We start from the raw sequence: 22,385 nt of genomic DNA, 5'->3' as shown, positions 1-22,385 counted from the left end.
TGGTACGGCGTGCCGAGGCTTAGGAAGCGAGCACCTCATCGAGGACGGCGCCAGCCTTCTCCTCATCGGTCTTCTCAGCGAGTGCGAGCTCCGAGACGAGGATCTGCCGCGCCTTCGCGAGCATGCGCTTCTCACCAGCCGAGAGCGAGCGAACTTCCTGGTCGCGGCGCCACAGGTCGCGGACGACCTCGGATACCTTGATCACGTCGCCGGAGGCGAGCTTCTCAAGGTTGGCCTTGTACCGGCGAGACCAGTTCGTGGGCTCCTCGGTGAACGGGGCGCGAAGCACCTCGAACACGCGCTCGAGGCCTTCCTTGTCAATCACGTCGCGAACACCGACGAGATCGCAGTTCTCAGCGGGAACCTCGATGGTGAGATCGCCCTGGTTTACCTGCAGCTTCAGGAAAAGCTTTTCCTCGCCACCCAGCTTGCGCTTCTTCACCTCGATGATCTTGGCTGCGCCGTGGTGGGGGTAGACGACGGTCTCTCCGACCTCAAATTGCATCGAGTGGCTCCTTTACAGTCCAACCACTAGGATACCACACCCCTTCTCGGCGGAGTTAGGCTTACCTAAGCTGCACGCTCTGCGTGGGGGTGGGTATGATGAGAGATGACTGTGTGCGCCGTCTACGTGGAGCACACTCACAGATAGACCCACGGCTCGGAGGACCACCTTGAAGATTCGGATTGCCTCGTCCATCGCGATCGCGGCGGCCCTCGCCCTCGGCGCCACCGGATGCAGCCTGATCGCACCGCAGGGAACGCTCAAGCCCTACGCCCCGAGCGATGGCGTTGACGTCAACGTCGAGGGCGTCGATGTGCGCAACATCATGCTGATCGCTGACGAGAGCGGCGAGAACTTCAACGTCGTATTCGGTGCGGTCAACCTCACCGGTGCGGAGCAGGACCTCGCGGTGACCTTCATGAACGAGGGATCGCAGCAGGCGCGCGCCGAGTTCACGGTACCGACCGGCAACACGCTCTTCGGCAACCCCGAGGGTGACGAGGCTCCCGTGCTCGTGACGATCCCCGGGCTTACCCCCGGCCAGACGATCGATGCATACTTCCAGCAGGCCGGCTCGGCCGAGGTTGAGCATAAGATCCCCGTGCTTGACGGCACGCTCGCGGAGTACCGCAACTACGTACTCCCGGCGGATTTCGCGCAGGACGAGAACGCTGCGGATGAGGCACAGACCGAGGCTGCAAGCAAGTAGTTCACGGCTGCAGTGCACAACGCCCCTGAGGAATGATCCTCGGGGGCGTTGTTGCGTGAGCCGGACGCTACTTCGCGCTGGCGCGCGTCACGATGGCGAGGTCGAGCGGAAAGTCGATGGGCGCACCGGGGAAGAGGAGCCGCGCGGCATCCTCTGCTGCGGCACGGACTGCCTCAGCCGCCTGTTCCGCCTGCTCTTCCGGGGCGTGCACGATCACCTCGTCATGCAGGAAAAACACGAGGTGCGCGCGTCGTGCGAAGAGCGGGCCGGACGAGCCCGCGGCCGGGGCCTCCGACACCTGGGGAAGCTCAGCGAGCCGGCCGCGGAGGCTCGCGAGCCACGCGAGGGCCCATTCAGCGGCGGTTCCCTGCACAACAAAGTTGCGGGTGAAGCGGCCAAACTCGCGAGCGGATCGGCGTGCTCGGGCCTCGTCCGCGGAGGTTGCGCCGGGCAGGCTGGCGCGAGACTGGGTATCGAACCACTCTGGATCCGGCCGCGGGGACGTGCGTCCGAGCAGCGTACTGACCTGTCCGCCGCGTTCTCCCGTCGCCGCGGCGTCGTCGACAAGCGCCATCGCCGCGGGGTAGCTGCGGCGAAGACGCGGGGCGAGCCGACCGGACTCGCCGGTCGTGGCACCGTACATCGCGCCGAGCATGGCGAACTTTGCCTCTTCGCGGGTCGCCACCGCGCCTGAACTCACCACACCCGCGTAGAGGTCAGTGCCCCGGGCCGCGGCAGCAAGCGCGCGATCCCCCGCTGTTGCTGCGAGAACGCGAGGCTCGAGTTGCGAGACGTCCGCGGTGATGAGCCGCCAATTGGGATCGGCGCGCAGCGCAGGCCGAAGCTGACGGGGGATCTGCAGCGCCCCGCCTCCGCTTGAGGCCCAGCGCCCGGTGGGCACGCCGCCAGGAACGTATACCGGCCGGTAGCGGCCATCACGGACCCACTCGTCGAGCCACGCCCACCCGTTCGCCGAGAGGAGACGCGAGAGTTTCTTGTACCGCAGGAGTGGCGGAATCGCGGGGTGTTCGTGTTCAGCGAGCTCCCACTGAGAGGTGGACGCGACATCGATGCCGGCACGGCGGAGCGACTGTACGAGCTTGGGCGGGGAATCGAGGCTCGCGGTCGGGTCATCGAGCGCGGCTCGCACCTCCGTCGCGAGCTCGAGCATGCGGGCGGGCTTCACATGCAGCGGTGGGCGCGGGCCGAGCTCAGCCTCGAGAATGCGTTCGTGCTCCGCAATGTCCCAGGGGAGACCGGCCGAACTCATCTCGGCCGCGATGAGTGCCCCTGCAGACTCTGCCGCGAGCAGCATGCCCAGTGCACCATCCCGCGCGATCGCCACGTGTTGGCGGAGGAGCTCGGCGTGCGATTCCGCTGCGTCGTATGGCACGGACTCGGCGGAACGCGGCGCTGCCGCAAGCTCGAAGAGCGTGGGCATCGGAGCCTCGGCGGGCGGGGCCTCCGGGGGAACGAAGGGCACATCCCAGGCGGCGGCGCTGCGCAACGGGGCCGGATCCTGGACGCGCACGGAACGCGCAAGGATCGCGTGGCAGAGCCGAAGATCGTGGCACCGGGCAACCCGCACCCCGGCCGCGAGAAGCTTGGGGTACCAGTGCGCCGTGTCGCTCCACACCCACCGGGTAGTTCCCGCTGCTTCCTGCTTAGCGACGAAACCGGGCAGATCAGCCATGCTCAGCGGCGCGGGGGTTCCCGCGGGCTCGGCAGTACGCGAGAGGGGGATCGCGAGTACACGCTGCTCCGTCGCCTCACCGAGCACCCACAGGCTGGGTGGGGCCGAATGCGCGGGATCCTCAGTCACGGCCTCAGCGTAGCGCGCCCCTCAGACAGGCGACGTTTCCCGTGAAACGCCGGCGAGCGAGGTGAGGTGTGAGCGCGAGTGCACGTCGCCGCGGACTACCCGAAGCGGTAGCCGACGCCGCGCACGGTGGAGATGAGCTTTGGCTTTGAGGCTTCCTCTTCGATGCGCGCGCGAATGCGCTTCACGTGGACGTCGAGGGTCTTCGTGTCGCCGTAGTAGTTGCTGCCCCACACGCGATCGATGAGCTGCCCGCGAGTGAGCACGCGGCCGGAGTGGCGCATGAGCATTTCGAGCAGTTCGAACTCGCGCAGCGGCATGGCAATCTCCTCACCGCGCACGGTGACGGAGTGGCGCTCGGAGTCGAGGCGGATTCCGTGCTCGTCGAGTACGAACGCGTCGAAGGTCTCTCGCTCTTCCTCAACGGCGCCCGAGCGGCGAAGCGCCGCACGCACGCGCGCCAGCAACTCGCGAGTCGAGTACGGCTTGGTGATGTAGTCGTCGGCGCCGAGCTCGAGCCCCACGACAATGTCGATCTCGCTGTCCTTTGCGGTCAGCATGATGATCGGCACCTGCGAGGAGAGGCGGATCGCGCGGCAGACCTCGGTGCCCGGCAGGCTTGGCAGCATCAGGTCGAGCAGCACGAGATCGGGCTGCGCAGAGCCGAACTCGGTGAGCGCGGCGGCGCCGTCGTCGACGACCGTCACACGGTAGCCTTCACGCTCGAGCAGGAAGGCGAGCGGGCGGGAGATCGATTCCTCGTCCTCGACGAGCAGGATGTGCTGGGCCACTAGCGGGTTCCCTTCTGGGGAGCTGACTTCTGGGGGGCTGAGACTGCTGGGGATGCGCTGACGCTGTGCGCTGCGGCGCGTGCCGCTCGCTTCGCCTTCTTCATGCGCTTCGCGCCCTTCTCGGGGGCCGCGGAGTCGTGTACGGGGAAGGTCAGTGTAAAGCTTGATCCAACGCCCGGCTGCGACCAGACGTCGACGTCGCCGCCGTGCGCGCGCATGGTGTGTCGGGCGATGCTCAGGCCGAGCCCCGTGCCACCATCTCCGCGCGTGCGGGCGCCATCGACGCGGTAGAAGCGCTCGAAGATTCGCGGCAGGTGTTCAGGGGCGATTCCCTCGCCCTGATCAGTGACGGTCACCGTGAAGCTGTTCTTGTCTGAGCGCATCCCGATGCCCACGCGGCCACCCTCGGGGGAGTGGCGGATGGCGTTCGACAGCAGGTTCGCCACCGCGGATGCGAGCGAAGTGGGCCGCCCCATGATCGACGCATCTGCGGCGGATGACTCGTCGGTGACCACGAGCTCAACGCCGTGCTGCCCCGCGAATGAACGGTGCGAGTCAACCTCACCCCGCACGAGGTCCCGCAGTGAGACCGGCTCGCGATCCTCGGGGCGCAGCGCAGACTGCGCCTCGGAGAGCTGGATGATGTCGCGCGACAGCTCACCGAGACGGCGCGACTCCTTGACCAGGCTCTTCGAGAAGTCGCGCACCAGCTCGGGGGCATCGGCCGCCTGCTGTGTTGCCTCGGCGAGCAGGCCGATTGCCGCGATCGGGGTCTTCAGCTCGTGGCTCACGTTCGCAATAAAGTCGCGGCGCATCGCGTTCACGCGCTGTTCTTCTCCTTGGTCCTCCGCGAGGATCAAGACGAAGCGGCGTTGGAAGCGAACAATGTGAATACGAACGGTGTCGGCCGGGTTGCTCGGATCTGGCTCGTGCGTGTCCGGGATCCCGCTCGACATCACCTGGCGCACCCGGCTCAAGAAATCGGGATCGGCGAGCTCCGCATCGCCAATATGGCGTTCCTCGCGTGCTGTGGGATTCGCGTACACGGGGGCGAGCGATGAGTCGAGAATCACCGCAAACGTGTCAATCTCGTCGAGAATGGAGGTCGCCACCTCGGGGAGTTCGGGCCGCATAGCCGCGGCTCGCTTTACTCCTGCTCGGCGGGCCCCCACGATTGCTACCGTGGTACCAGCGCCGACCAGCACACCAAGTGCGGTTGAGGCGAGCACGAGCAAAGCCGGGTCCATGACTCTCATCGTAGGGGTGAGGGTTCACCGAACAGGCAGAGTTCAACTGTTGTTCACCTCCCCGTGCGGCCCGGTTCACTGTGGCCGCTCACACTGGGGAGGGTGCCCGGAGGCGCGAAATCTAGAGAGGAAACCGCATGCGTGAGGTGTTTCAGCAGGAGCTGCGCGAGGTTCAGGAGCGACTTGTCAAGATCGCAGAGCTCGTTGAAGACGCGATCGAGAACGCGACGAGCGCGTTTGGCAACTCGGACGTCGCAGTCGCTGAGCAGGTAATCGACAGCGTCGAAGAGATCGAAGAGCTCGCGGCGGAGCTGGACCAGCTCGCCATCGACATTCTGGCACGGCAGCAGCCCGTCGCCTCCGATCTGCGTCTCGTCGTCGGCGCGCTGCGCATGAGTGCGTCGCTTGAGCGGATGGCTGACCTGGCGCAGCACATCGCCCAGCTGGCGCGCTACCGCTACCCGGAGAGCGCCGTGCCCAAGGGGCTCACGAAGACGTTTGTGCGCATGGCCGCACTCGATGTCGAAATGGCGTCGAAGCTTGTTGAGTTGCTCCGCACACAGGACCCACGCGTCATTGACGAGGTGCGCGATCTCGACGACGATCTCGACGAGCTGCACGCGAAGGTGTTCGAGAAGGTGCTGAGTGACAAGCTCGCGAACAACCCGACCGGTGTGGTGGACGCGACGCTTGCAAGCCGCTACCACGAGCGCTTCGGCGATCACGCGGTGAGCGTCGCGAAGCAGATGCAGTTCTTCCTCAGCGGCTCGCTCGACTGAGTCTCTCTTCCGCGGCCCGCTCCTCTCAGTCAGGGGAGCGGGCCGCGGACGTTAGGATTAAGGGGTGAAGCAACGCATCTATGACTCCCGTGCCCAGGCGGTCGTCGACTTCGAACCCCGTGAACCGGGACGGGTTGGCCTCTACGTCTGTGGTCCGACGGTGCAGTCCTCGCCCCACATCGGGCATCTGCGCAGCGCTCTCGTGTACGACCAGATGCGCCGCTGGTTCGCCGCGACCGGACACGACGTCACGCTGATTCGCAACGTCACCGACATTGACGACAAGGTGCTCGACAACGCTCGGATCGGCCAGGAGGCCGGCGGGAGCGAGGCGTGGTTCGCGCTTGCGTACCGGATCGAGCGCGAGTTCACCGCGGCGTACGATGCGCTGGGCGTGCAGGCGCCCACCTACGAGCCTCGGGCCACGGCGAACATCGCCGAGATGGTTGCCCTGATCGAGCGCTTGATTGAGCGCGGCCACGCGTACCCGGCGGCCGACGGCTCGGCGAGCGTGTACTTCGACACCGCGAGCTGGCCCGACTACGGCGCGCTCACGCGGCAACGCCGGGACCAGATGGAAGATGCCGCCGATTCTGAGCCGATGGGCAAGCGGGATCCCCGAGACTTCGCCCTGTGGAAGGCCACGAAGGAATCGGAACCCGAGTCAGCGTCCTGGCCGTCCCCCTGGGGTCGCGGTCGTCCCGGCTGGCACATCGAGTGCTCGGCCATGGCACAGCGCTACCTCGGCGAGGAATTCGACATCCACGGTGGCGGCCTCGACCTCCGCTTCCCGCATCACGAAAACGAGCTCGCGCAGTCGACCGCCGCGGGCCATGCCTTTGCGCGCTTCTGGGTGCACAACGGGCTCGTGAACACGGGCGGGCAGAAGATGTCGAAGTCGCTCGGCAACTCGCTGTTTGCGGCAGACTTGCTCGCGGCAGCTCGGCCCATCGTGCTGCGCTACTACCTGGGTGCCGCGCACTATCGCTCGGTACTCGACTACTCGGAGAGCTCGCTTGCCGAGGCCGAAGCCGCGTTCTCGCGTATCGAGGGATTCCTGGATCGCTCGGAGGCGGCTGGTCTGAGCGGTGAGGTAGCGGCAACGTTCCCCGCCGAGTTCACCGAGGCGATGCTCGATGATTTCGCGGTGCCGCAGGCCCTCGCTGTCGTGCACGGCGCAGTGCGTGCGGGGAATACCGCCCTCGACGCTGGTGATACCGCGGCTGCGGCGGTGCAATTCGCCGACGTGGTCGCTATGCTCGACGTGCTCGGCCTGAACCCGCGGGATCCGGCCTGGAGCGCACGCGAAAGCGGATCCGGATCAAATGCCGACGCCGCGCTCGACACCCTCGTGGCCGCGTTCATCGCGCAGCGCGCAGACGCTCGCGCCGCACGCGATTTCGCCGCGAGCGACGCCATCCGCGACACCCTGCAGAACGCGGGGATCGCACTTGAAGACACCCCAACTGGAACCCGCTGGAGCCTGACATGAGTAACAAGAAGAGCCGCACCGGCGCCGTCCGGAAGAAGGGGCTCGGCAAGGCCGTTGGCTCCGGGGGCCAGGGCCGCCAGGCCCTTGAGGGGCGCGGCCCCACGCCGAAGGCGGAAGACCGCGAGTACCACACGGCGTACAAGGAGAAGAAGGCGCGCGAGCGTTACGCCGCAGCGAAGGAGCGCCACGCTGCCCGCACGGGGCAGTCGACCGACCGCGGTCGTGGCTCCGGCGGCCCTCGCAAGAAGGACGAGTCCGAGCTCGTCACCGGCCGCAATGCGGTGCTTGAGGCGCTGCGCGCGAAGATCCCCGCGTCGACGCTGTACATTGCGGCGCGCGTTGAGATGGACGATCGCATGCGCGAGATCCTGCGTCTCGCGACCAACCGGAACGTTCCCGTGCTCGAGGTGATGCGCCCCGAGATGGACCGCATGACGGAGCGCGACACCGTGCATCAGGGCGTCGTACTGAAGGTGCCGCCCATGTCGTACGCGCACCCGATGGAGATGCTCGACGAGATCATCGACCGCGACGAGACCCCCCTCATCGTGGCGCTCGACGGCGTTACTGACCCGCGCAACCTCGGCGCGATCATTCGTTCCGTTGGTGCGTTCGGTGGCCAGGGCGTCATCGTGCCCCAGCGTCGCTCGGCCGGACTGAACTCGGCCGCGTGGAAGACCTCTGCCGGGGCCGCAGCCCGGATCCCGGTCGCGATGGCTTCGAACCTGACGCAGACGCTCAAGGAGTTCAAGAAGCAGGGCGTCTTCGTTGTCGGTCTCGACGGCGACGGCGACGTGATGCTGCCCGGGCTTGAGCTTGCAGATCGCCCGATGGTGATCGTCATCGGCTCCGAGGGCAAGGGGCTCTCCCGCCTCGTGACCGAGACGTGCGATGCAATTGTCTCGATCCCGATCCACGCGGTCACCGAGTCGCTGAACGCCGGTATCGCGGCGAGCGTCGCGCTGTACGAGGTGTCGCGCCTCCGCGGCGTGACCGAGTCGCCCGAGGCGTAACTCGGACGAACTGTGAATGGGGCGGGGTCTCACACCGAGGTGTGAGACCCCGCCCCATTTATGTTTGTGAGCGGTCTGACTAGAACAACTCTGCTCCATGCTCTGCGAGGTATGCCGGATTGCCTGCCGCATAGCTCAGTCGGCCAGCAGCGAGCTCGAGCGAGATCGTGAGCAGTGTGGTCCACTGCTCGTGGGGCGGATCTGCCGGATTCGGGGTGAAACACACGGGGGCGAGGGCGCCTTCTGGACCCGCAAACTGCGCGGCGCGTTCACGCACTGGAAGGTGCGCGAGCATCGGGACGCGGCTACGGAGGTGGTCATAGCGCGCATAGGTGGTGGACGGGTCACGGGTTGCCTCACCACCCACGAGCACGGGGTCCAGGTAGTGGTTGGTATGGAGGAGCCAGCCATCGTGGTCGGGCAACACTGTTGCCACGCCCGCAGGTGAAAGTTCGAGGCTCGCCGCGCGCTGGCCCGACGCCGAGTTCACCGCCACAGTGATGACGGTAGAAGCGCTCACGCGGGCGGAGCGGGCGATAGTCTCGGCCTCCTCTAGACTGCGGGCTTCCTCGAGAATGCGTCGGGCGACCGCGTGCACCGGCACGCCACCCGTTGGACGATCGCTCGCATGATGCAGGATGTTGAAGTGCACGCCAAGCCCCGCGTCGTTGACTCCGATCTTGCCGAGAACACCGAGTTCGGTGAAGAGCCGCACTCGGGTGACGAGATGGTGGGTGGAAGCGTCGTCGTCGCCTGGCACGAACTCGATGACGAGCCCAGTCGGGCAGAGGTCCGCATGCCAGTCCCAAGTCTGCATGGTTTCGGGCTCGGAACCCTCAGGCGCGTACACCATCGTTGAGCACTCGCCCTCTGAGTCCGGACCGATGGCTGCGAGTACCTCGGTCCGGGCGTTGAGCGCGGCGAGCCGCCAGGTTTCGACACCCGCGCCTGCGGCGGTGGCGACGAGCTCGGTCGCGAGCCGCGGACACCAGTCCTGCAGGGCAGCGAGTGAGTTTTGGGCGATCTCACGCACGGTGGCTTCTGGAAGTCCACGGAGCGTGAAGAACGCGTGGTAGCGATCTGCCGCGTCCCTGATCTGGGCAGCGAACGTCGAACCTATCTCGAGGCCCCGCGCTTGAGCGCCGCGCACTGAACTGACGTGGGTGAGGATATCCATGGGACTACTTTCGTGGGGCCGCAGGGCGGCAGTGTTGATGGTGGGTCGGTGACTTCGGCTAGTCCTCAGAGCGCTTGCGGGAGTGTGGGCACGTGCCAACCTGCCCCATCAAGTCGGCAACATCGGGGTGCTGATGCTGTCCCGCGGAGAGGTCTTGGCGGACACGCTCGTGCACATCGGGTTCCATGTCTTGGCTGAGTTTGAACATCGAGTTCTCGGTCTCGATGTCGATCGCGAATGCGACGACGCCGCCGATGATCTTGCGGAACACATGCTGAGAGGGCTCCATCGGCCAGGGCTGAGACCGACGTGCTTCGAATACCTCGACGGTGCGTTCGACAACTGCGAGCGCTTCTGGTTCGGAGAACAGTGTGACTCGGCCGGTCAGGTGCACGGTCGCGTAGTCGAGAGTCGGCACTGCGGGCGTGAATTCGTAGCTTGAGGGCGACACATAGGCGTGTGAGGTGCTGAAGATGAGGAGCATCTCAGGGTGCTCTGCGAAGTACTGCCAGTGTGGATTCGCTCGACCAATGTGGCCCCAGAGACGAACGCCGACGAGCGAGTCGCCGGCTTCGACGCCTGGTGGAAAGACGACCGGGGTATGCGTTGCGATGGGGGCGGTGCCCGGAAGTGAGGTCGCCAGAATGGCGAAGGGGTGGTCGCGTACGAAAGCGACGGCGTCGGCTGGCGTTGGCGCTGGGTAACTGGGGAAGGAATGCATGGCTGTAGCTTTCGACGGAAGGGGTCGGGAAAGAAACCCGGGGGCGATGATTCCCGCCCCCGGGCGGCATGCCGCGGAGCTACTGAGTCCGCGACTGGAGGAGATTCGCGGCTAGTGTGCTGCCTCGAGGAGCGCGTCCCACATCACCTCGGAGGCGAGGGCGCCGAGCGCAGTGCTCGTGACCGAGAGCCGGCCAGCTTCACTCGCCTTGCTCACGGGAAGCTCGATCTCATCAGTGGTGAGAGCGAATAGCGTGTCACCGTCCATGTCCGTGTGGAACGGCTGGATTCCGCGGTGCATGGAACTGTGGACCTGTTTGGCGAACTGGTTGAGCTCAGTCTCGTTGAGCTTCACATTCGTGACAATCGCGCTGATGGTCGTGTTGCCTGACTGCGTCTCAGGCGCAATTCCAGCGGCGAATGCGCGCTCGTAGTCGTAGAAAGAATGGCTTCGAGTGCCTGTAGCCGAGTCGTAGTTTCCGCGGATCACGGAGCCGTCACGGTCGACAATGACGCCGACAGGGTTGGGCACGACGACCGCAAGAATCTTCACCTCACCGATCTGGCGGAACGCGGCGCCCTGGCCGGTCAACTCTGTGCGCGCGTAATCGACTTTGCCCGCCGATGCCGTCATGCCTGCGCCCGCGCGACCCTGCTGGAAGCGGCCCTCTTCAGCCGCAGCGAGTGCTGCGACCCCGAGCGCTGCGTCGGGATAGACGGAGTTCGAACGGGCGGAGAAGTCGTAGATGATCGCGGAGGACACAAGCTGCAGTTCGAGGAATCCGGTGTTGTTGCCGTGTTCCCGCAGCAGCGCGTTGTTCACACCAGATCCGGCCTCGAGCCCGTGAATCGACCCTCCTGCGAGGCAGATTGCATGGTTGAAGTCGTAGCCGCCGGAGAGGCCAACTGCCCCGCCGCGCGCGTCGACTGCCGTGCGCGCACCTTTCGGCACGTGAATCACTGTTGCACCAGTCGGGCCTTCTTCGTAGTGAGCGGAGCCGATGCGCACACCAGGGAAGTCAAACTCGAGCGCCGCCCGCCCCACGCTCGTGACGGGGGTGATGCCAGGGAAATCGAGGTTTGACGGACCAGCATCCGGATGTTCCCCGGCCAGACGCGGCGCCGGGTCCGCGACGGGACCTTGGCCCGCGGCAACGATCGAGGCTCGCGCTACTGCCGACGCGGTGTGTGTGGTGTTCTCGGTGGTCATAGTGTCTCCAAGAGTCGTTGTGAATACGGATGTTGAGGTGAAGTGAAGAAATGCTCGGTTTCGCCGGTCTCGACGATTTCTCCGCGATAGAGCACAGCGATTCGGTGTGCGACGCGGCGCACAGCACTCAGATCGTGCGAAATGAAGAGTGCCCCGAACTGGTGTTGTTCCTGCAGCTCGCGGATGAGCGCGAGGATCTGCAATTGGACTGACACATCGAGGGCGCTCACTGCTTCGTCGAAGACGATGAACCGTGGTTCGGTAATGAGCGCGCGCGCGACGGACACGCGTTGCCGCTGTCCGCCGGAGAGCTCATGCGGATAGCGGTCCGCCATATCGGCGCTGAGCCCGACTCGCTCGAGAATGGCTTCAACTCTCGCCTGCTGTTGAGAGCGGCTGGTTCGTTCTGGCGCGACAGTCAGCGGCTCACGAACTGATTCGCCAACCCTGCGTCGCGGGTTGAGCGACCATTGTGGGTGTTGCAGTACGGCTTGAATGCTGCCACGAAGCGCGCGCTTTGTAGCGCGGTCGAAGGGGCGGCCGAGCAGGCGGGCAGTGCCGGTGTCCGGTGTACGGAGGCCGAGCGCCACAGCGCCGGTGGTCGACTTCCCGGAGCCAGACTCGCCCACTATTCCGAGTGTCTCCCCGGGAGCGATCGTGAAGCTGACATCACGCATCGCGGTCATGACGCGTCTTCGTTTGCCGAGCCCGCTCGTGAATGTCACGCTTGCTCGTTCGAGTTCGAGTACCGGGTGCGGGAGGTTGCCGGTCATGCGATTTCCGTTCCGCCCGCGGCTGCGGACTTCTTCAGTGCTTGCACGGATGCGCCGTCCATCGCAGCGGCTTCAGGGAGCGCAGCAAGAAGGGAACGCGTGTACTCATGCTCTGGATGTGTGAATACACGCGTTGTAGCTCCGTCTTCGACGATCCGTCCCTGGTGCATGACGACCACACGGTCGCACCAGCGGCGCACAGCGCTGAGATCGTGACTCACCCAGATCAGGCTCGCGCCGGACGCCTCGGTGAGTCGAACGATGAGGTCGAGGATCTCTTCGCGAACTTGAGCGTCGAGCGAGCCCGTGGGCTCGTCCGCGATGATGATCCGAGGTTCGCGGGCCATCGCCATCGCGATAGACACACGTTGCGCCATGCCTCCCGACATCTCGTGAGGAAAGAGCCCGAGAGCGCGCTCCGGGTCTGCAATCTTCACTTCGGTGAGGAGTGACACCAGGCTCGCGCGGTCGGTAGGTTTTCCGAGCGGGGAGAGCGCGAGTGCAAGCTGCCGTCCAATTCGAGCGGTGGGGTTGAGCGCTGCGATCGGGTCCTGTGGCACAAAACCGAGGGCATCTCGCCGCAGCTCGCGAACCTCGCGGGGGCTGAGGCTGTCCAGTTCTCGCCCGAGCACGGTGATGCTTCCTCCGACGATGCGGCAGGCGCGGGGGAGGAGGCGTCCGAGCGCCTGTGAGAGCGTGGACTTCCCGGAGCCCGATTCGCCGACTATTGCGAGACGTTCACCAGCGCTGATCTCAAGCGACACTCGGTCTAGTGCTCGGACGACACCGCGTCGGGTCCGGTATTCGGCGCTGAACGCTTCGACCGAGATGACCGAGGTCGGGGCGCCGAGGGGCGCCGCCGGAATGAAGTTCGTGGTCATGTGAGGCTCCGAGTCTCTCGAGGGTCGAGTCGATCGCGCAGCGTGTCGCCGATCAGGTTGATCGCGAGGATTGCGAGAACGAGTACCAGAGCAGGCCCGAACAGCAGCCACGGGGCATGCACCATGTACACGCCCCCTTCCTGGATCAGGAGGCCGAGGGACGACTGGGGCAACTGCACGCCGTATCCCAGGAAGCTCAGTCCGCCCTCGACCAGGATCCCGACCGAGAGTGCGTACGTGCCCTGCACCGCGACGGTGCCGCTGACATTTGGCAAGATGTGCCTCACGAGGATCACCGGCAGTGAGACTCCGCTGATCCGGGCGGTGGTGACAAAGTCTCGTTCGGCTACCGACATCGCGGCCGATGTCACCATGCGGGTCATGAGCGGCACGGTGACCAGCACGATGCTGGCGAGGGCAGCGGATTGACCCGGGCCCACGACGGCGGCAACGAGAATGGCGAGCACGATTGAGGGGAACGAGTAGAGAACGTCGACAACGCGCATGACAAGCTCGCGCAGCCAGCCACCGACGGTGCCGGCCAGAAGACCGAGCGCGACGCTGATCACTGAGGTGCACAGAACAGCGAATGCCGACAACACGAGTGTGGTGCCAACGCCCTCAAGTAGACGCGCGAGCAGTGAGCGCCCGAGCCCGTCGGTGCCGAGCGGAAACTGGAACGAGGGCGCGCTCAAGCGTGGCCCCACGATCGCTGTGGGGTCTCCCGCGATCGGAATGATTCGGGCGATGATGGCGACGAGAACGATGACTCCGAGCGTTGCGACAGCAGCGACGAAGAGCCCGTCTCGCGGCGGCGCTGCGCTCGGAGCGGAGCCTCGCCTGAACAGGGTAGTAAGCGTGGTGCTGGTCATTTCTTTCGCCCTCCCACGATGGCGACGCGCGGGTCAATGGCACTCGTGACGAGGTCGAGGACCAGACTCACGATGATGAACACGGAGGCAGCGAAGAGCACCGCAGCCTGCACGACCGCGAAGTCACGTCGGTCCAGGCCGGTCACCATAAAGGACCCGAGCCCGGGAATATTGAACAGGGTCTCCACGATGACGGCCCCGCCGAGCAAGTACGCCGTGATGGTTCCAAGCAGCGTGAGGATCGGTATCCCGGCGTTGCGGATCACATGGTGGCGCACGATGTACCAGGGCGTCTCACCACGAGCGACGGCCGCGCCAATGTACGGCTCGACGAGCACGTTCATCACAGCGTCACGCGTGGTGCGTGCAGTCGCGGCGACACAGAACACTGTGAGGACGAGCGCGGGCAAGAGGAGCGCGGTGAACGTTGCCCCAAAGCTCTCGCCCACCCGGGCGAATCCTCCGACCTGAAGGCCCAGGCTGAATCGCGAGAAGAGATAAACAACGATGCTGCCGAGCACGAACTCCGGGACACTGATCCCGAGGCTTGAGACGATGCGGGCGGCTGCTCCGCCACGTCGAGCAGAAGCGCGCACACCGGTGTAAATCCCAAGCGGGATACCCACCACGAGCGTGGCGACGATGGCCATACTTGCGAGCATCGCGGTCACCGGGATGCGCTGTGCGAGCTCCGCGGAGACGGGGGTCTGCGTGACGAGCGAGATGCCCAAGTCGCCTCGGAGCAGCTGCGTGATCCACGCGAAGTACTGGATGATGACGGGCTGGTCGAGTCCGTAGGCAGCGGCGAGTCGTGCGCGTTCCGCTTCCGTCGCGAGGGGGCCGAGGATGATGTCTTCGAAGCCGCCAGGCATGAGCCGGACGGCCACGAAGATGATCACCGAGACCCCGAAGAGCGTGAGCAGAGCGCTGAGGACGCGCCCCGCCGACCACTTAAGGGTGCCGAGCACGGGAGCCTACTTTCCTACCCGAGTGAACGCGCCGATGTGGCGGAGGAAGTTGCCCGTACCCTCTGTCGACTGAATGGTCGGGCTGATCGTTTCCGTGTTGTACCCGAGCAGAGCAGGCCGGTGCACGAGTGGCAAAATCTCGGCGTACTGATCTGCGACCGTGCACAGCTCGGTGAAGGTCTTTTCACGCGCGCTTGGGTCGGTCTCCGATGAGCCCTGCTCGATCAGCTTGTTGAGGTCATCGTGTGAGCCGGTGAAGCCAACATTGAAGCCGGCGACTTCGGGGTTCCACCAGCGAGTAATCATCGACGGATCGCTGTAGCCAGCGAACCAGCTGAGCGCCAGATCGAAGTTGCCTGGCTGAGAAGTAAAAACGCGCTCGGTAAAGGTTGCGGTGTCGTACTGCTCGATCTTCACGGTGACCCCGATGGTGGCCAGCTGCTGCTGGATGAGCTGGGACATCTGAGCGAAAATCGGCTCCTCCGTGTAGACGAGCAGATTGAGGGTTATGGGTCCCTCACCACTGTCTTCGATGAGCTTCTTCGCCGCTTCAACGGTCGTAGTAGTCGATGGCAGATCCGCGACCGAGCACGCGCCAGGCAGGTTCGACGGTGTGACTCCGGTTGGCGCGCTCTCGCCCGCCAGCACAATGTCCGCGATTGCCTGGCGGTCGATCGCCGAGTTGATCGCGAAGCGCACGTCCTCGTTGGCGAGTGGGGAGTCCGGGCGCTGGGAATTGATGTTGAGGTAGTAGTAGTCGCTCTGCAGCTGGTTGACCACCTTCGCGGTCTTGCTATCTGACAGCAGTGTCAGGGAGTCGACGTTGTTGAAATTGACGAAGTCTGCGCTGCCCTCTCGCAGCGCAGCCTGGCGGGTGGACTCCTGGCCAACAATCTGCAGTGTGAGATCCGTGATGTGCAACGACTTCGCGTTTCGCCACTCGGGGTTCGCGGTGAACTTCCAAGCTTCGTCTTGGCGATGGGACGCGACTGCGTATGGGCCCGTGCCGAGCATCTCGGTCTTCAAATCGACCGAACCAGCTTCGATTTCCTTCATTGGGAGCACAGCAGCTGGGGTGTTTGCGAGTGAGGCGAGGAACGGTGCGTATGGGCGGTCGAGTTTCACGGTCACCGTTGTGTCATCGGTCGCGGTTACCGAGGTGATCGGGCCCACCTGGCCGGACCAAACACCTCCGCCTGCAACGAGACGGTTGAGGCTTCCGGCCACGTCCTGGGTGGTGACCGTGCGACCGTTCGAGAACTTGGCATTCGTATCGATCGTGAACACGTAGCTCGTGTCATCCGGCTGCGACCACTCAGTGGCGAGGCCCGGCTGTACCGTGAAGTTCTCGTCCGTGGTGACGAGCGTCTCGTAGACCAGACCCATGATCATCCACGAGCGTGCGGTCTGAGCGGTCTGTGGGTCGAGGCCGTCGGCTTCTTGCGTGTCGTAGTCGACCTGCACCGTCGCTGCGCCGGTTGCGTCATTCTCTGCGGCGACCGCGAGGAAGCCCGGGGCGACTTCTTCCTGAGTGCCGACGAGGGCGCTGTCGCCGCCTGCGGCGCCCGGGGTCGCAGCGCAAGAGGCAAGCACGCCGCCGAGCGCGAGAATGAGGGCCGCGCTCGCGAACTTTCGCGTGTGGGGATGTGTGCGTTTCACCGTTGTCTCCTTTGGCATGGTGTGTGGCGCTGTAGTGCCGATCTCCGGGGCAAGGCCACTCTTGAGTGACCCCGGAAGTACCCGGCGATCGGAACGCTACACGCGTAAAACGTTTTATGTGCGGTGTGATCAAACCGTGACAAAACGATTTGTGAGCGGCTACGCTGATCGTCACGACGTACGAGTGGCTACCAATGGCGGGAGCGTAGAACGATGCCGACCAAGCGAGGAATCACCATCCGCGACGTGGCACGAAGGGCTGGGGTGTCGATCACCGCGGTCTCGCATGCGCTCAACGGGAAGGGTACGATATCCGATCTGACCAGGGAAAAAGTGCAGCGGATCGCGGACGAGATGGGCTATCAGGCGGACGCTCTCGCGAGGGGGTTGCGGCGCTCACGCATGGGCGTGATCGGACTGGTGCTCCGTCCGCTCGATAGCTTGGGGAGCTACGCTCCCAACGGCGTGGACTATTTTCTGAGGTTCGCGGGGGCTTCCGCCGCTCGCGCGTTGGATCTGGGGCTCGGTCTCATGCAGGTGGGTGATCTCACGAAGCGGCCGATCACTCCGCTCGCGTTCTCGCTTGACGGCTACATCGTGATGGACCCGATGGCCGATGACCCCGTGGTCCGGCTCCTCACCGGGAGAGAGATGCCCTACGTCACACTCAACCGCGATGTGTTCCGCCCGGAGGTGACGAACTGGGTTGCGTCTGATGACACGCGATCATCGTGGGAGTCGTTCGAACATCTCGCATCCCGTGGTGCGCGTTCAATCAGCATGGTGGCGGGAACGGACCAGAACTCGTGGAATCACGACTACGAAGAGGCATACCGTGCATGGTGCGCCGCCCGTGGTGTCGAGTCGCGGGTGTACCGCGTGCCGGAGGCCGACGCCGAAGCGGGAGGTCGACGAGCCGCCCTCATGTTGCTCGCTGACGGGTTCCCGGATGCGGTGCACTGCATGACGGGTCGACATGCTGCCGGCCTGCAGTCGGAACTTGCTCAACGGGGGCTACGCACTCCTCGTGACTACTTGCTGCTTGCTGCCTCTGACGCAGAGCAGACTCGGCGAGCGGACCCGCCCATTACGGCCTTTGATCTTGAACCCGAAGCGCTTGCCGTCGCTACAGTCGAGAAACTTGACGCGTTAATCCGGGGTGAGGACACTGGCGCAGGGACTTTGGTTGCGTCCCGCTTGATCGTGCGTGAATCGACCGCGGGCTCAAGCGCTGAGTCGGAAGAGCGAGCCTGACGCGGGGGCAACTGCTTTTCTAGGCTGCGCTACAGCACGGTGAGATGCGTGACGCGCCACTGGCGAGCTCGCAGCTCGAACCGCAGAGCAACCGCGTACGCGCGGCCCGGGGTATGCAGCACGACCACCGCGTCAACCACCCCCTCCCGCGGGGAAGTCATGTGCGGCCGGCCCGGGGACGCGACGATTCTGCGCGCGTCCCGGTGCAGCGTGCGCTGCTCTGTGCGGAGCGCGCGACGGACGCGGAGTTGCCGCGCCACTTCGAGCGTCACCGAGCTCGCGACTTGCGCAATCGCACGGCTGCCCTCAAGCACCTCGAACGCGCTGAGCGCGATGCGCTGCACTGCCGATGCGGGGAGCCGGGGCGCAACTGGTTGACTGGCATCGTCTGGCACGAGTTCTAGCCGCGGCTTCGCCGTGCGATTCGCGGAGTTGCGCGGCGTCGAGTGCGTTGGGGACGCCGCAGTCGTGATCGAAGGGTCGGGGGCGTTGCGCTGTGCGGCGCCGGTGGTGGGCATCATCGGGGTCCTTTCGCGCCTCCCGTGGTGTGGTGCCCTGTGCGGTGTTCCCCCGGCGTCGCCCGTGTGGCCGGGAGTGCGGTTGTGTCGTGACCCCACCATAGGAAGGCCCGACTATGGAGAGTCAACTGGCGTTTAGGCACAGGACTTTTCCGCCGCCCGATCGCGTCCTCCAGTGGGAGCTGTCCAGGTGCTCTACTCTGGTCAGGTGGCCACTCTCCGGAACCTTGCGACGAAGTACTCCTCCATCAGCGAAGAGGAGATCGAGTGGCTTGAGCTGCTCACGCTCGACCTGCAGCTGCTTGCCGATCTCGCGCTCAGCGACGTGGTGCTGTGGGTGCCGACGGAGGACGGCGACTACCTCGCAGTAGCGCACTCGCGCCCCGCGGGGTCGGTGACGCTGTTCTACCGCGATGTCATCGGTGACTTCCTGCGCCCGGACTGGCGCGGCCTCGTCGACCAGACGATCGAGACCGGGGAGCGCGCAGCTTCCACCTCGCCCGCGTGGTATGAGGAGAACCCCATGCGGCTCACGGCGTATTCGGTGAGCCGCCGAGACGAACAGGGCAACGTCCACGGCCCCTTCGCCGTGATGACCGTGCACACGAGCGTGGCCGACACGCAGCCCGCATCGCGGATTGGCGCGGCCTACCGCGAGGTGGCTGGCGACCTGCTCGACATGATCCAAGAGGGCCTGTTCCCCGCGCCCGGCAACACCCGCGGCGGGGAGCAGGGGTCTCCTCGCGCTTCGGATGGGCTCGTCCGCATCAACCTCGATGGCGAGGCGACCTTTGCGAGCCCGAACACGCAGACCACGTTCACGACTCTCGGGTACCGCGACGAGATCGAGGGTGAGAACTTCGCCGAGGTGCTCGCCGAGATCGTGAAGGGGCAGTTCGACACGAACGAGTCGCTGCCACTCATCGCGCAGGGCAAGATCGCGAAGCGTGTGGAGATCGACGCGCGTGGGCGCACGGTGACGCTTCGCTCGATCCCCGTGGTGCGCGAGGGGAAGCGCGTGGGCGGGATCGTGCTGACACGCGATGTGACCGAGCTGCGCCAGCAGGCGCAGGAGCTCATCACGAAGGACGCGACGATCCGCGAGATCCACCACCGCGTGAAGAATAACCTGCAGACGGTGGCGTCGCTGCTGCGCGTGCAGGCGCGACGTGCGCGCAGCGAAGAGGCGAAGGAAGTGCTGGGCCAGGCAATGCGCCGAGTCGCCGCAATCGCCGTTGTGCACGACACCCTGTCGACTGGCCTGTCCCAGATCGTGGACTTCGACCAGGTGTTCGACCGGGTGGTGGGGCTCGCCGCTGAGGTGGCCAGCCTGCATGGCACGACCGTCCATCCCCACAAGGAGGGCGAGTTCGGCGAACTGCCCTCGGAGTACGCGACCCCGCTCGCGCTCGCGCTGACCGAGATCGTCACGAACGCTGTGGAGCACGGCCTGGCTGGTCGCGAGGGATCGGTGTTCGTGCGCGCGGATCGCACCGAAGAACGGCTCTCGGTTGAGGTCGTCGACACCGGCACCGGCCTCCCCGGCGGCACGGTCGGTGACGGCCTCGGCACGCAGATCGTGCGCACGCTCGTGGAGGGTGAGCTCGGCGGCAGCATCGTCTGGGCCCCAGACGAGGGCGGCGGAACGAAGGTGTCGATCGAGGTGCCGCTGCACTGGATCTCGACGCAGACTCGCGAGATTCCCCGCATTCGCGGATAGATCGGGATCGAAACAGCTGTGGGGAGTGACGACACGTCGTCACTCCCCACAGCTGTTTCTTGTCTTGTCTATCGTCGGCGGTTGCGGATCAGCACGGCCGCGCCGACTCCCAGGAGCAGCACTCCGAGCCCGATGGTGATCGCGGCGACCCAGGTTGCGAGATCGAGCTCACCGGTGCCAAGCATGCGCTGGGCAATGTATCCGCAGAACGCGAGAATGAGCGCACCCCACACGATGGGACTGGTGCGGGGTGCCGGGCGCCGGGGTGCGGGGCGGGCCGGCGCCGACTGGGCTGGCGGCGCTGACTGCACCGGCGGTGCAGGCTGTGTGGGTGGCACCGGCTGCGGTGCGGTCGCCTCGGGCACGTACATCGGGGGCTGCTGTGGCAGCTCCGCGGGAGTCTGCTCGCGCTCGTTCATCGGGTGACCTCCGTCTTCAACTCGTCGAGCTGGTCCTGCAGCTCATCGCGGGTGGTTTCAAGCTGAGCGGTGTCGCGGGCGCTGAGCCCGGGCTCCGAGAGCTTCCACTCCACGCGCTCGAGCTCCGTGGTGAGGCGGCTCTGCTCCTGGGCGCTGAGCCGCTCTCGCTCTTCGGCACTGAGTCGCTTCTGCTCTTCGATACTGAGTCGCTTCTGCTCATCGGTGTCCAGCCGCGCCTGCTCCTTGTATGTCGCTCGATCCCGCCCGTTCGCCTTCACGCCGCTCACCTCAACGCGGCCAGCGAGCAGATACACGGTGACGTGCGAGGCTTCTGCGGCGGCCTGCTCGTACCCTGCCGTACCCAGGGTCGGCATATTGGCGGTGATGGTGCGGGCGAGCAATGGCCCACCTGCGCCGCGGGGCTCGTCGCCCTCTTCAAGGATTGCCCCGGCGAGGACACGGACCTGCACAACCGCGGGTGCGTAGTCGGGCATCTCGATCTCGACGTTGCCGGCGAGCTGCCAGACCTCAAGATCTTCACCGGTGGGGGTGCTGTCGTCGAGAACAGTCAGATCGACCTCGCTCGTGCCCGCGAGAAGCACCGTTCCCGGCGCGGACGTACCGGCCACGTGCATCGTGCCGAACGGCTGGAACCTGGTGCCCCAGGGCAGCACCACGGTGACGAGCAGGGCGATCACACCGCAGCTCGCGAGGAACCCGACCCAGCCGGTCTGGCGGCCCCGAATGCCGGCGACGATGAGAGACACTGCGAGCACTGCGACCGCTACGGTGAGGCCGCCGATGAAGGCGGTCGTCGGCGACACGGCGAGGTTCAGTAGCGCCCACGCGGCAGATCCGCCGCCCGCCAGCAGCGCCAGCGCGAGGGTGATCACGGACTGCGCGGTGCCCATGCGGTGCGTGTCATGGTGCTCGGCGTAGCGGGCGCTCCACTCGTCAGCCTGCCGGCCGACCTCGTCGCTCCAGCGGGTGGCCTGCTCGGTTGCTCGCTTGCCCCAATCGCTCGCTTGATCAGACGCGCGCTTGCTCCAGTCGCTCGCCTGCTCAGACGCGCGCTGCGCGTACTCTTCCGTGCGGTCGGCGAACGCGCGGGTATGCGCGGTGAAGTCCGTGGCGGAGTCCGTGGGGGAATCCGGAGTGCCGTTCGTGTCGGCCGTCGGCTGACTGGTGGGAGTGCCAGCCCGACCCCCGGCACCGCGTTCTGCTGAGGCGGCTCGGCCGCGCTTCAGCATCACGGCGCGCAGCCAGAGGACGCCGCCCACAATGATGGCGATCCAGAAGACCCAGGCAATGGTGCCGCGGAGCCACTCAGGGATGCCCATCGCGTTCCATACGCCCCAGCCCCACACGCTGAAGGGGGTCGAAACCGGGGAGAAGATCGAGAAGAACGCCGGAATCACAACCAGGGTGGCGATGACGATCGCCGCAGTTACGATCCCGGCGGTCGCTCGCCCCCGGAAAATGTCCTCCACATGGATGCGCCCGGTGAAGTCGGGAAGGAGCAACCAACCGAGGAGGTAGAGCAGAATGCCCGGGCCGCCGAGAACCGCGAGCACGACAAAGATGCCTCGCACGATCAGCGGGTCGATGCCGGCCTTCGCCGCGACGCCGCCCGCGACGCCGGCGAACCAACGCTCGTTGCCGCGCACGATGCCGAGTCCACGAATCCACGCGAAGAAGCCGCTGCCAAACGGGCGTCCCGCGGGCTGCCCGGCCGGGTGCCCTGAGGGCTGGCCGCCGGGGTGATCGGATGAGGGGGTGTCGTTCATGGTTCTAGTCTGAGCGAATGCTGAGCGCGCGGCTATGGGGGTTCCCCCTGATCCAACCCTGAAGAACCCCAA

Annotated in this window: 21 protein-coding genes; 6 read left to right on the top strand and 15 right to left on the bottom strand. The window is 65.7% G+C overall.

Annotation, left to right across the window (positions count from 1 at the left end; translation table 11 throughout):
* Positions 1 to 19: 19 nt before the first annotated feature.
* A complete protein-coding gene (locus ACR81A_RS12555) occupies positions 20 to 505 on the bottom strand; it encodes a CarD family transcriptional regulator (protein WP_025134787.1) in 486 nt (161 codons plus the stop codon).
* A gap of 169 nt (positions 506 to 674) precedes the next feature.
* On the opposite strand from ACR81A_RS12555, the gene ACR81A_RS12550 reads away from it, so the two are divergent.
* Complete coding sequence (locus ACR81A_RS12550) at positions 675 to 1,214, top strand: DNA modification methylase (RefSeq protein WP_440311991.1); 540 nt, start codon at positions 675 to 677, stop codon at positions 1,212 to 1,214.
* Positions 1,215 to 1,281: 67 nt separating this feature from the next.
* Here ACR81A_RS12550 and ACR81A_RS12545 read toward each other — a convergent pair whose 3' ends face one another.
* The 3 genes from ACR81A_RS12545 to ACR81A_RS12535 form a co-directional block, all read right to left on the bottom strand.
* Complete coding sequence (locus ACR81A_RS12545) at positions 1,282 to 3,036, bottom strand: bifunctional 3'-5' exonuclease/DNA polymerase (RefSeq protein WP_440311990.1); 1,755 nt, start codon at positions 3,034 to 3,036, stop codon at positions 1,282 to 1,284.
* A gap of 95 nt (positions 3,037 to 3,131) precedes the next feature.
* Positions 3,132 to 3,824, bottom strand: a complete 693-nt coding sequence (locus ACR81A_RS12540; RefSeq protein ID WP_202380806.1) for a winged helix-turn-helix domain-containing protein — start codon at positions 3,822 to 3,824, stop codon at positions 3,132 to 3,134.
* Positions 3,824 to 5,071, bottom strand: a complete 1,248-nt coding sequence (locus ACR81A_RS12535) for a sensor histidine kinase (RefSeq protein ID WP_202380807.1) — start codon at positions 5,069 to 5,071, stop codon at positions 3,824 to 3,826. Before ACR81A_RS12535 ends, ACR81A_RS12540 begins: the two co-directional genes overlap by 1 nt.
* 137 nt (positions 5,072 to 5,208) lie before the next feature.
* Here ACR81A_RS12535 and phoU point away from each other — a divergent pair, with 137 nt between their 5' ends.
* The 3 genes from phoU (at position 5,209) to rlmB (ending at position 8,355) form a co-directional block, all read left to right on the top strand.
* Positions 5,209 to 5,850, top strand: coding sequence for a phosphate signaling complex protein PhoU (gene phoU, locus ACR81A_RS12530; protein WP_202380808.1), 642 nt, complete (start codon positions 5,209 to 5,211; stop codon positions 5,848 to 5,850).
* A 64-nt stretch (positions 5,851 to 5,914) separates the two neighbouring features.
* Positions 5,915 to 7,342: a cysteine--tRNA ligase gene (gene cysS, locus ACR81A_RS12525; RefSeq protein WP_440311989.1), complete on the top strand. Its 1,428-nt coding sequence runs from the start codon at positions 5,915 to 5,917 to the stop codon at positions 7,340 to 7,342.
* Complete coding sequence (rlmB, locus tag ACR81A_RS12520) at positions 7,339 to 8,355, top strand: 23S rRNA (guanosine(2251)-2'-O)-methyltransferase RlmB (RefSeq protein ID WP_202380810.1); 1,017 nt, start codon at positions 7,339 to 7,341, stop codon at positions 8,353 to 8,355. The genes cysS and rlmB overlap by 4 nt, the downstream gene beginning before the upstream one ends.
* 79 nt (positions 8,356 to 8,434) lie before the next feature.
* Here the strand turns inward: rlmB and ACR81A_RS12515 are convergent, their stop codons facing one another.
* The 8 genes from ACR81A_RS12515 to ACR81A_RS12480 form a co-directional block, all read right to left on the bottom strand.
* Positions 8,435 to 9,532 carry a C45 family autoproteolytic acyltransferase/hydolase gene (locus ACR81A_RS12515; protein ID WP_202380811.1) on the bottom strand — a complete coding sequence of 366 codons (1,098 nt, stop codon included), beginning with the start codon at positions 9,530 to 9,532 and terminating at the stop codon, positions 8,435 to 8,437.
* A 58-nt stretch (positions 9,533 to 9,590) separates the two neighbouring features.
* Entirely contained in the window at positions 9,591 to 10,253 is a 663-nt protein-coding gene (locus ACR81A_RS12510) for an FMN-binding negative transcriptional regulator (protein ID WP_440311988.1), read from the bottom strand.
* Between the two features lie 111 nt (positions 10,254 to 10,364).
* Complete coding sequence (locus tag ACR81A_RS12505) at positions 10,365 to 11,462, bottom strand: P1 family peptidase (protein ID WP_440311987.1); 1,098 nt, start codon at positions 11,460 to 11,462, stop codon at positions 10,365 to 10,367.
* A complete protein-coding gene (locus tag ACR81A_RS12500; RefSeq protein ID WP_440313153.1) occupies positions 11,459 to 12,139 on the bottom strand; it encodes an ABC transporter ATP-binding protein in 681 nt (226 codons plus the stop codon). The genes ACR81A_RS12505 and ACR81A_RS12500 overlap by 4 nt, the downstream gene beginning before the upstream one ends.
* Positions 12,140 to 12,231: 92 nt before the next feature.
* Complete coding sequence (locus ACR81A_RS12495; RefSeq protein ID WP_440311986.1) at positions 12,232 to 13,116, bottom strand: ABC transporter ATP-binding protein; 885 nt, start codon at positions 13,114 to 13,116, stop codon at positions 12,232 to 12,234.
* Positions 13,113 to 13,988, bottom strand: coding sequence for an ABC transporter permease (locus ACR81A_RS12490; RefSeq protein WP_202380816.1), 876 nt, complete (start codon positions 13,986 to 13,988; stop codon positions 13,113 to 13,115). Before ACR81A_RS12490 ends, ACR81A_RS12495 begins: the two co-directional genes overlap by 4 nt.
* Positions 13,985 to 14,956, bottom strand: coding sequence for an ABC transporter permease (locus tag ACR81A_RS12485; protein WP_440311985.1), 972 nt, complete (start codon positions 14,954 to 14,956; stop codon positions 13,985 to 13,987). Before ACR81A_RS12485 ends, ACR81A_RS12490 begins: the two co-directional genes overlap by 4 nt.
* A 6-nt stretch (positions 14,957 to 14,962) precedes the next feature.
* Entirely contained in the window at positions 14,963 to 16,615 is a 1,653-nt protein-coding gene (locus ACR81A_RS12480; RefSeq protein ID WP_440311984.1) for an ABC transporter substrate-binding protein, read from the bottom strand.
* 213 nt (positions 16,616 to 16,828) lie between these two features.
* Here ACR81A_RS12480 and ACR81A_RS12475 point away from each other — a divergent pair, with 213 nt between their 5' ends.
* Positions 16,829 to 17,869: a LacI family DNA-binding transcriptional regulator gene (locus ACR81A_RS12475; protein WP_440311983.1), complete on the top strand. Its 1,041-nt coding sequence runs from the start codon at positions 16,829 to 16,831 to the stop codon at positions 17,867 to 17,869.
* 29 nt (positions 17,870 to 17,898) lie between these two features.
* Here ACR81A_RS12475 and ACR81A_RS12470 read toward each other — a convergent pair whose 3' ends face one another.
* Positions 17,899 to 18,390 (bottom strand): Rv3235 family protein, encoded by a 492-nt coding sequence (locus ACR81A_RS12470; protein ID WP_440311982.1) that lies wholly within the window; start codon positions 18,388 to 18,390, stop codon positions 17,899 to 17,901.
* A 205-nt stretch (positions 18,391 to 18,595) separates the two neighbouring features.
* Between ACR81A_RS12470 and ACR81A_RS12465 the strand changes: the two genes are divergently transcribed.
* Positions 18,596 to 20,107: a histidine kinase N-terminal domain-containing protein gene (locus tag ACR81A_RS12465; protein ID WP_202380821.1), complete on the top strand. Its 1,512-nt coding sequence runs from the start codon at positions 18,596 to 18,598 to the stop codon at positions 20,105 to 20,107.
* A gap of 68 nt (positions 20,108 to 20,175) precedes the next feature.
* Here the strand turns inward: ACR81A_RS12465 and ACR81A_RS12460 are convergent, their stop codons facing one another.
* Together ACR81A_RS12460 and ACR81A_RS12455 are read right to left on the bottom strand one after the other, a co-directional pair.
* A complete protein-coding gene (locus ACR81A_RS12460) occupies positions 20,176 to 20,526 on the bottom strand; it encodes a hypothetical protein (protein WP_440311981.1) in 351 nt (116 codons plus the stop codon).
* Complete coding sequence (locus ACR81A_RS12455; protein WP_440311980.1) at positions 20,523 to 22,313, bottom strand: PspC domain-containing protein; 1,791 nt, start codon at positions 22,311 to 22,313, stop codon at positions 20,523 to 20,525. The genes ACR81A_RS12460 and ACR81A_RS12455 overlap by 4 nt, the downstream gene beginning before the upstream one ends.
* Positions 22,314 to 22,385: the final 72 nt, after the last annotated feature.

The organism is Leucobacter chromiireducens, assembly GCF_051993095.1.
Lineage (GTDB): Bacteria > Actinomycetota > Actinomycetes > Actinomycetales > Microbacteriaceae > Leucobacter > Leucobacter chromiireducens.
The sequence above is the reverse complement of the archived record's forward strand: the minus strand, read 5'-3'. Positions and strand labels throughout refer to the sequence as shown.

What these genes read in the sequence shown, in the direction of transcription:
- ACR81A_RS12555 (WP_025134787.1), bottom strand. Translation starts at nt 505, where the DNA reads ATGCAATTTGAGGTCGGAGAGACCGTCGTCTACCCCCACCACGGCGCA.
- ACR81A_RS12535 (WP_202380807.1), bottom strand. Translation starts at nt 5,071, where the DNA reads ATGGACCCGGCTTTGCTCGTGCTCGCCTCAACCGCACTTGGTGTGCTG.
- phoU (WP_202380808.1), top strand. Translation starts at nt 5,209, where the DNA reads ATGCGTGAGGTGTTTCAGCAGGAGCTGCGCGAGGTTCAGGAGCGACTT.
- rlmB (WP_202380810.1), top strand. Translation starts at nt 7,339, where the DNA reads ATGAGTAACAAGAAGAGCCGCACCGGCGCCGTCCGGAAGAAGGGGCTC.
- ACR81A_RS12515 (WP_202380811.1), bottom strand. Translation starts at nt 9,532, where the DNA reads ATGGATATCCTCACCCACGTCAGTTCAGTGCGCGGCGCTCAAGCGCGG.
- ACR81A_RS12510 (WP_440311988.1), bottom strand. Translation starts at nt 10,253, where the DNA reads ATGCATTCCTTCCCCAGTTACCCAGCGCCAACGCCAGCCGACGCCGTC.
- ACR81A_RS12505 (WP_440311987.1), bottom strand. Translation starts at nt 11,462, where the DNA reads ATGACCACCGAGAACACCACACACACCGCGTCGGCAGTAGCGCGAGCC.
- ACR81A_RS12500 (WP_440313153.1), bottom strand. Translation starts at nt 12,139, where the DNA reads ATGCGTGATGTCAGCTTCACGATCGCTCCCGGGGAGACACTCGGAATA.
- ACR81A_RS12495 (WP_440311986.1), bottom strand. Translation starts at nt 13,116, where the DNA reads ATGACCACGAACTTCATTCCGGCGGCGCCCCTCGGCGCCCCGACCTCG.
- ACR81A_RS12490 (WP_202380816.1), bottom strand. Translation starts at nt 13,988, where the DNA reads ATGACCAGCACCACGCTTACTACCCTGTTCAGGCGAGGCTCCGCTCCG.
- ACR81A_RS12475 (WP_440311983.1), top strand. Translation starts at nt 16,829, where the DNA reads ATGCCGACCAAGCGAGGAATCACCATCCGCGACGTGGCACGAAGGGCT.
- ACR81A_RS12470 (WP_440311982.1), bottom strand. Translation starts at nt 18,390, where the DNA reads ATGATGCCCACCACCGGCGCCGCACAGCGCAACGCCCCCGACCCTTCG.
- ACR81A_RS12460 (WP_440311981.1), bottom strand. Translation starts at nt 20,526, where the DNA reads ATGAACGAGCGCGAGCAGACTCCCGCGGAGCTGCCACAGCAGCCCCCG.
- ACR81A_RS12455 (WP_440311980.1), bottom strand. Translation starts at nt 22,313, where the DNA reads ATGAACGACACCCCCTCATCCGATCACCCCGGCGGCCAGCCCTCAGGG.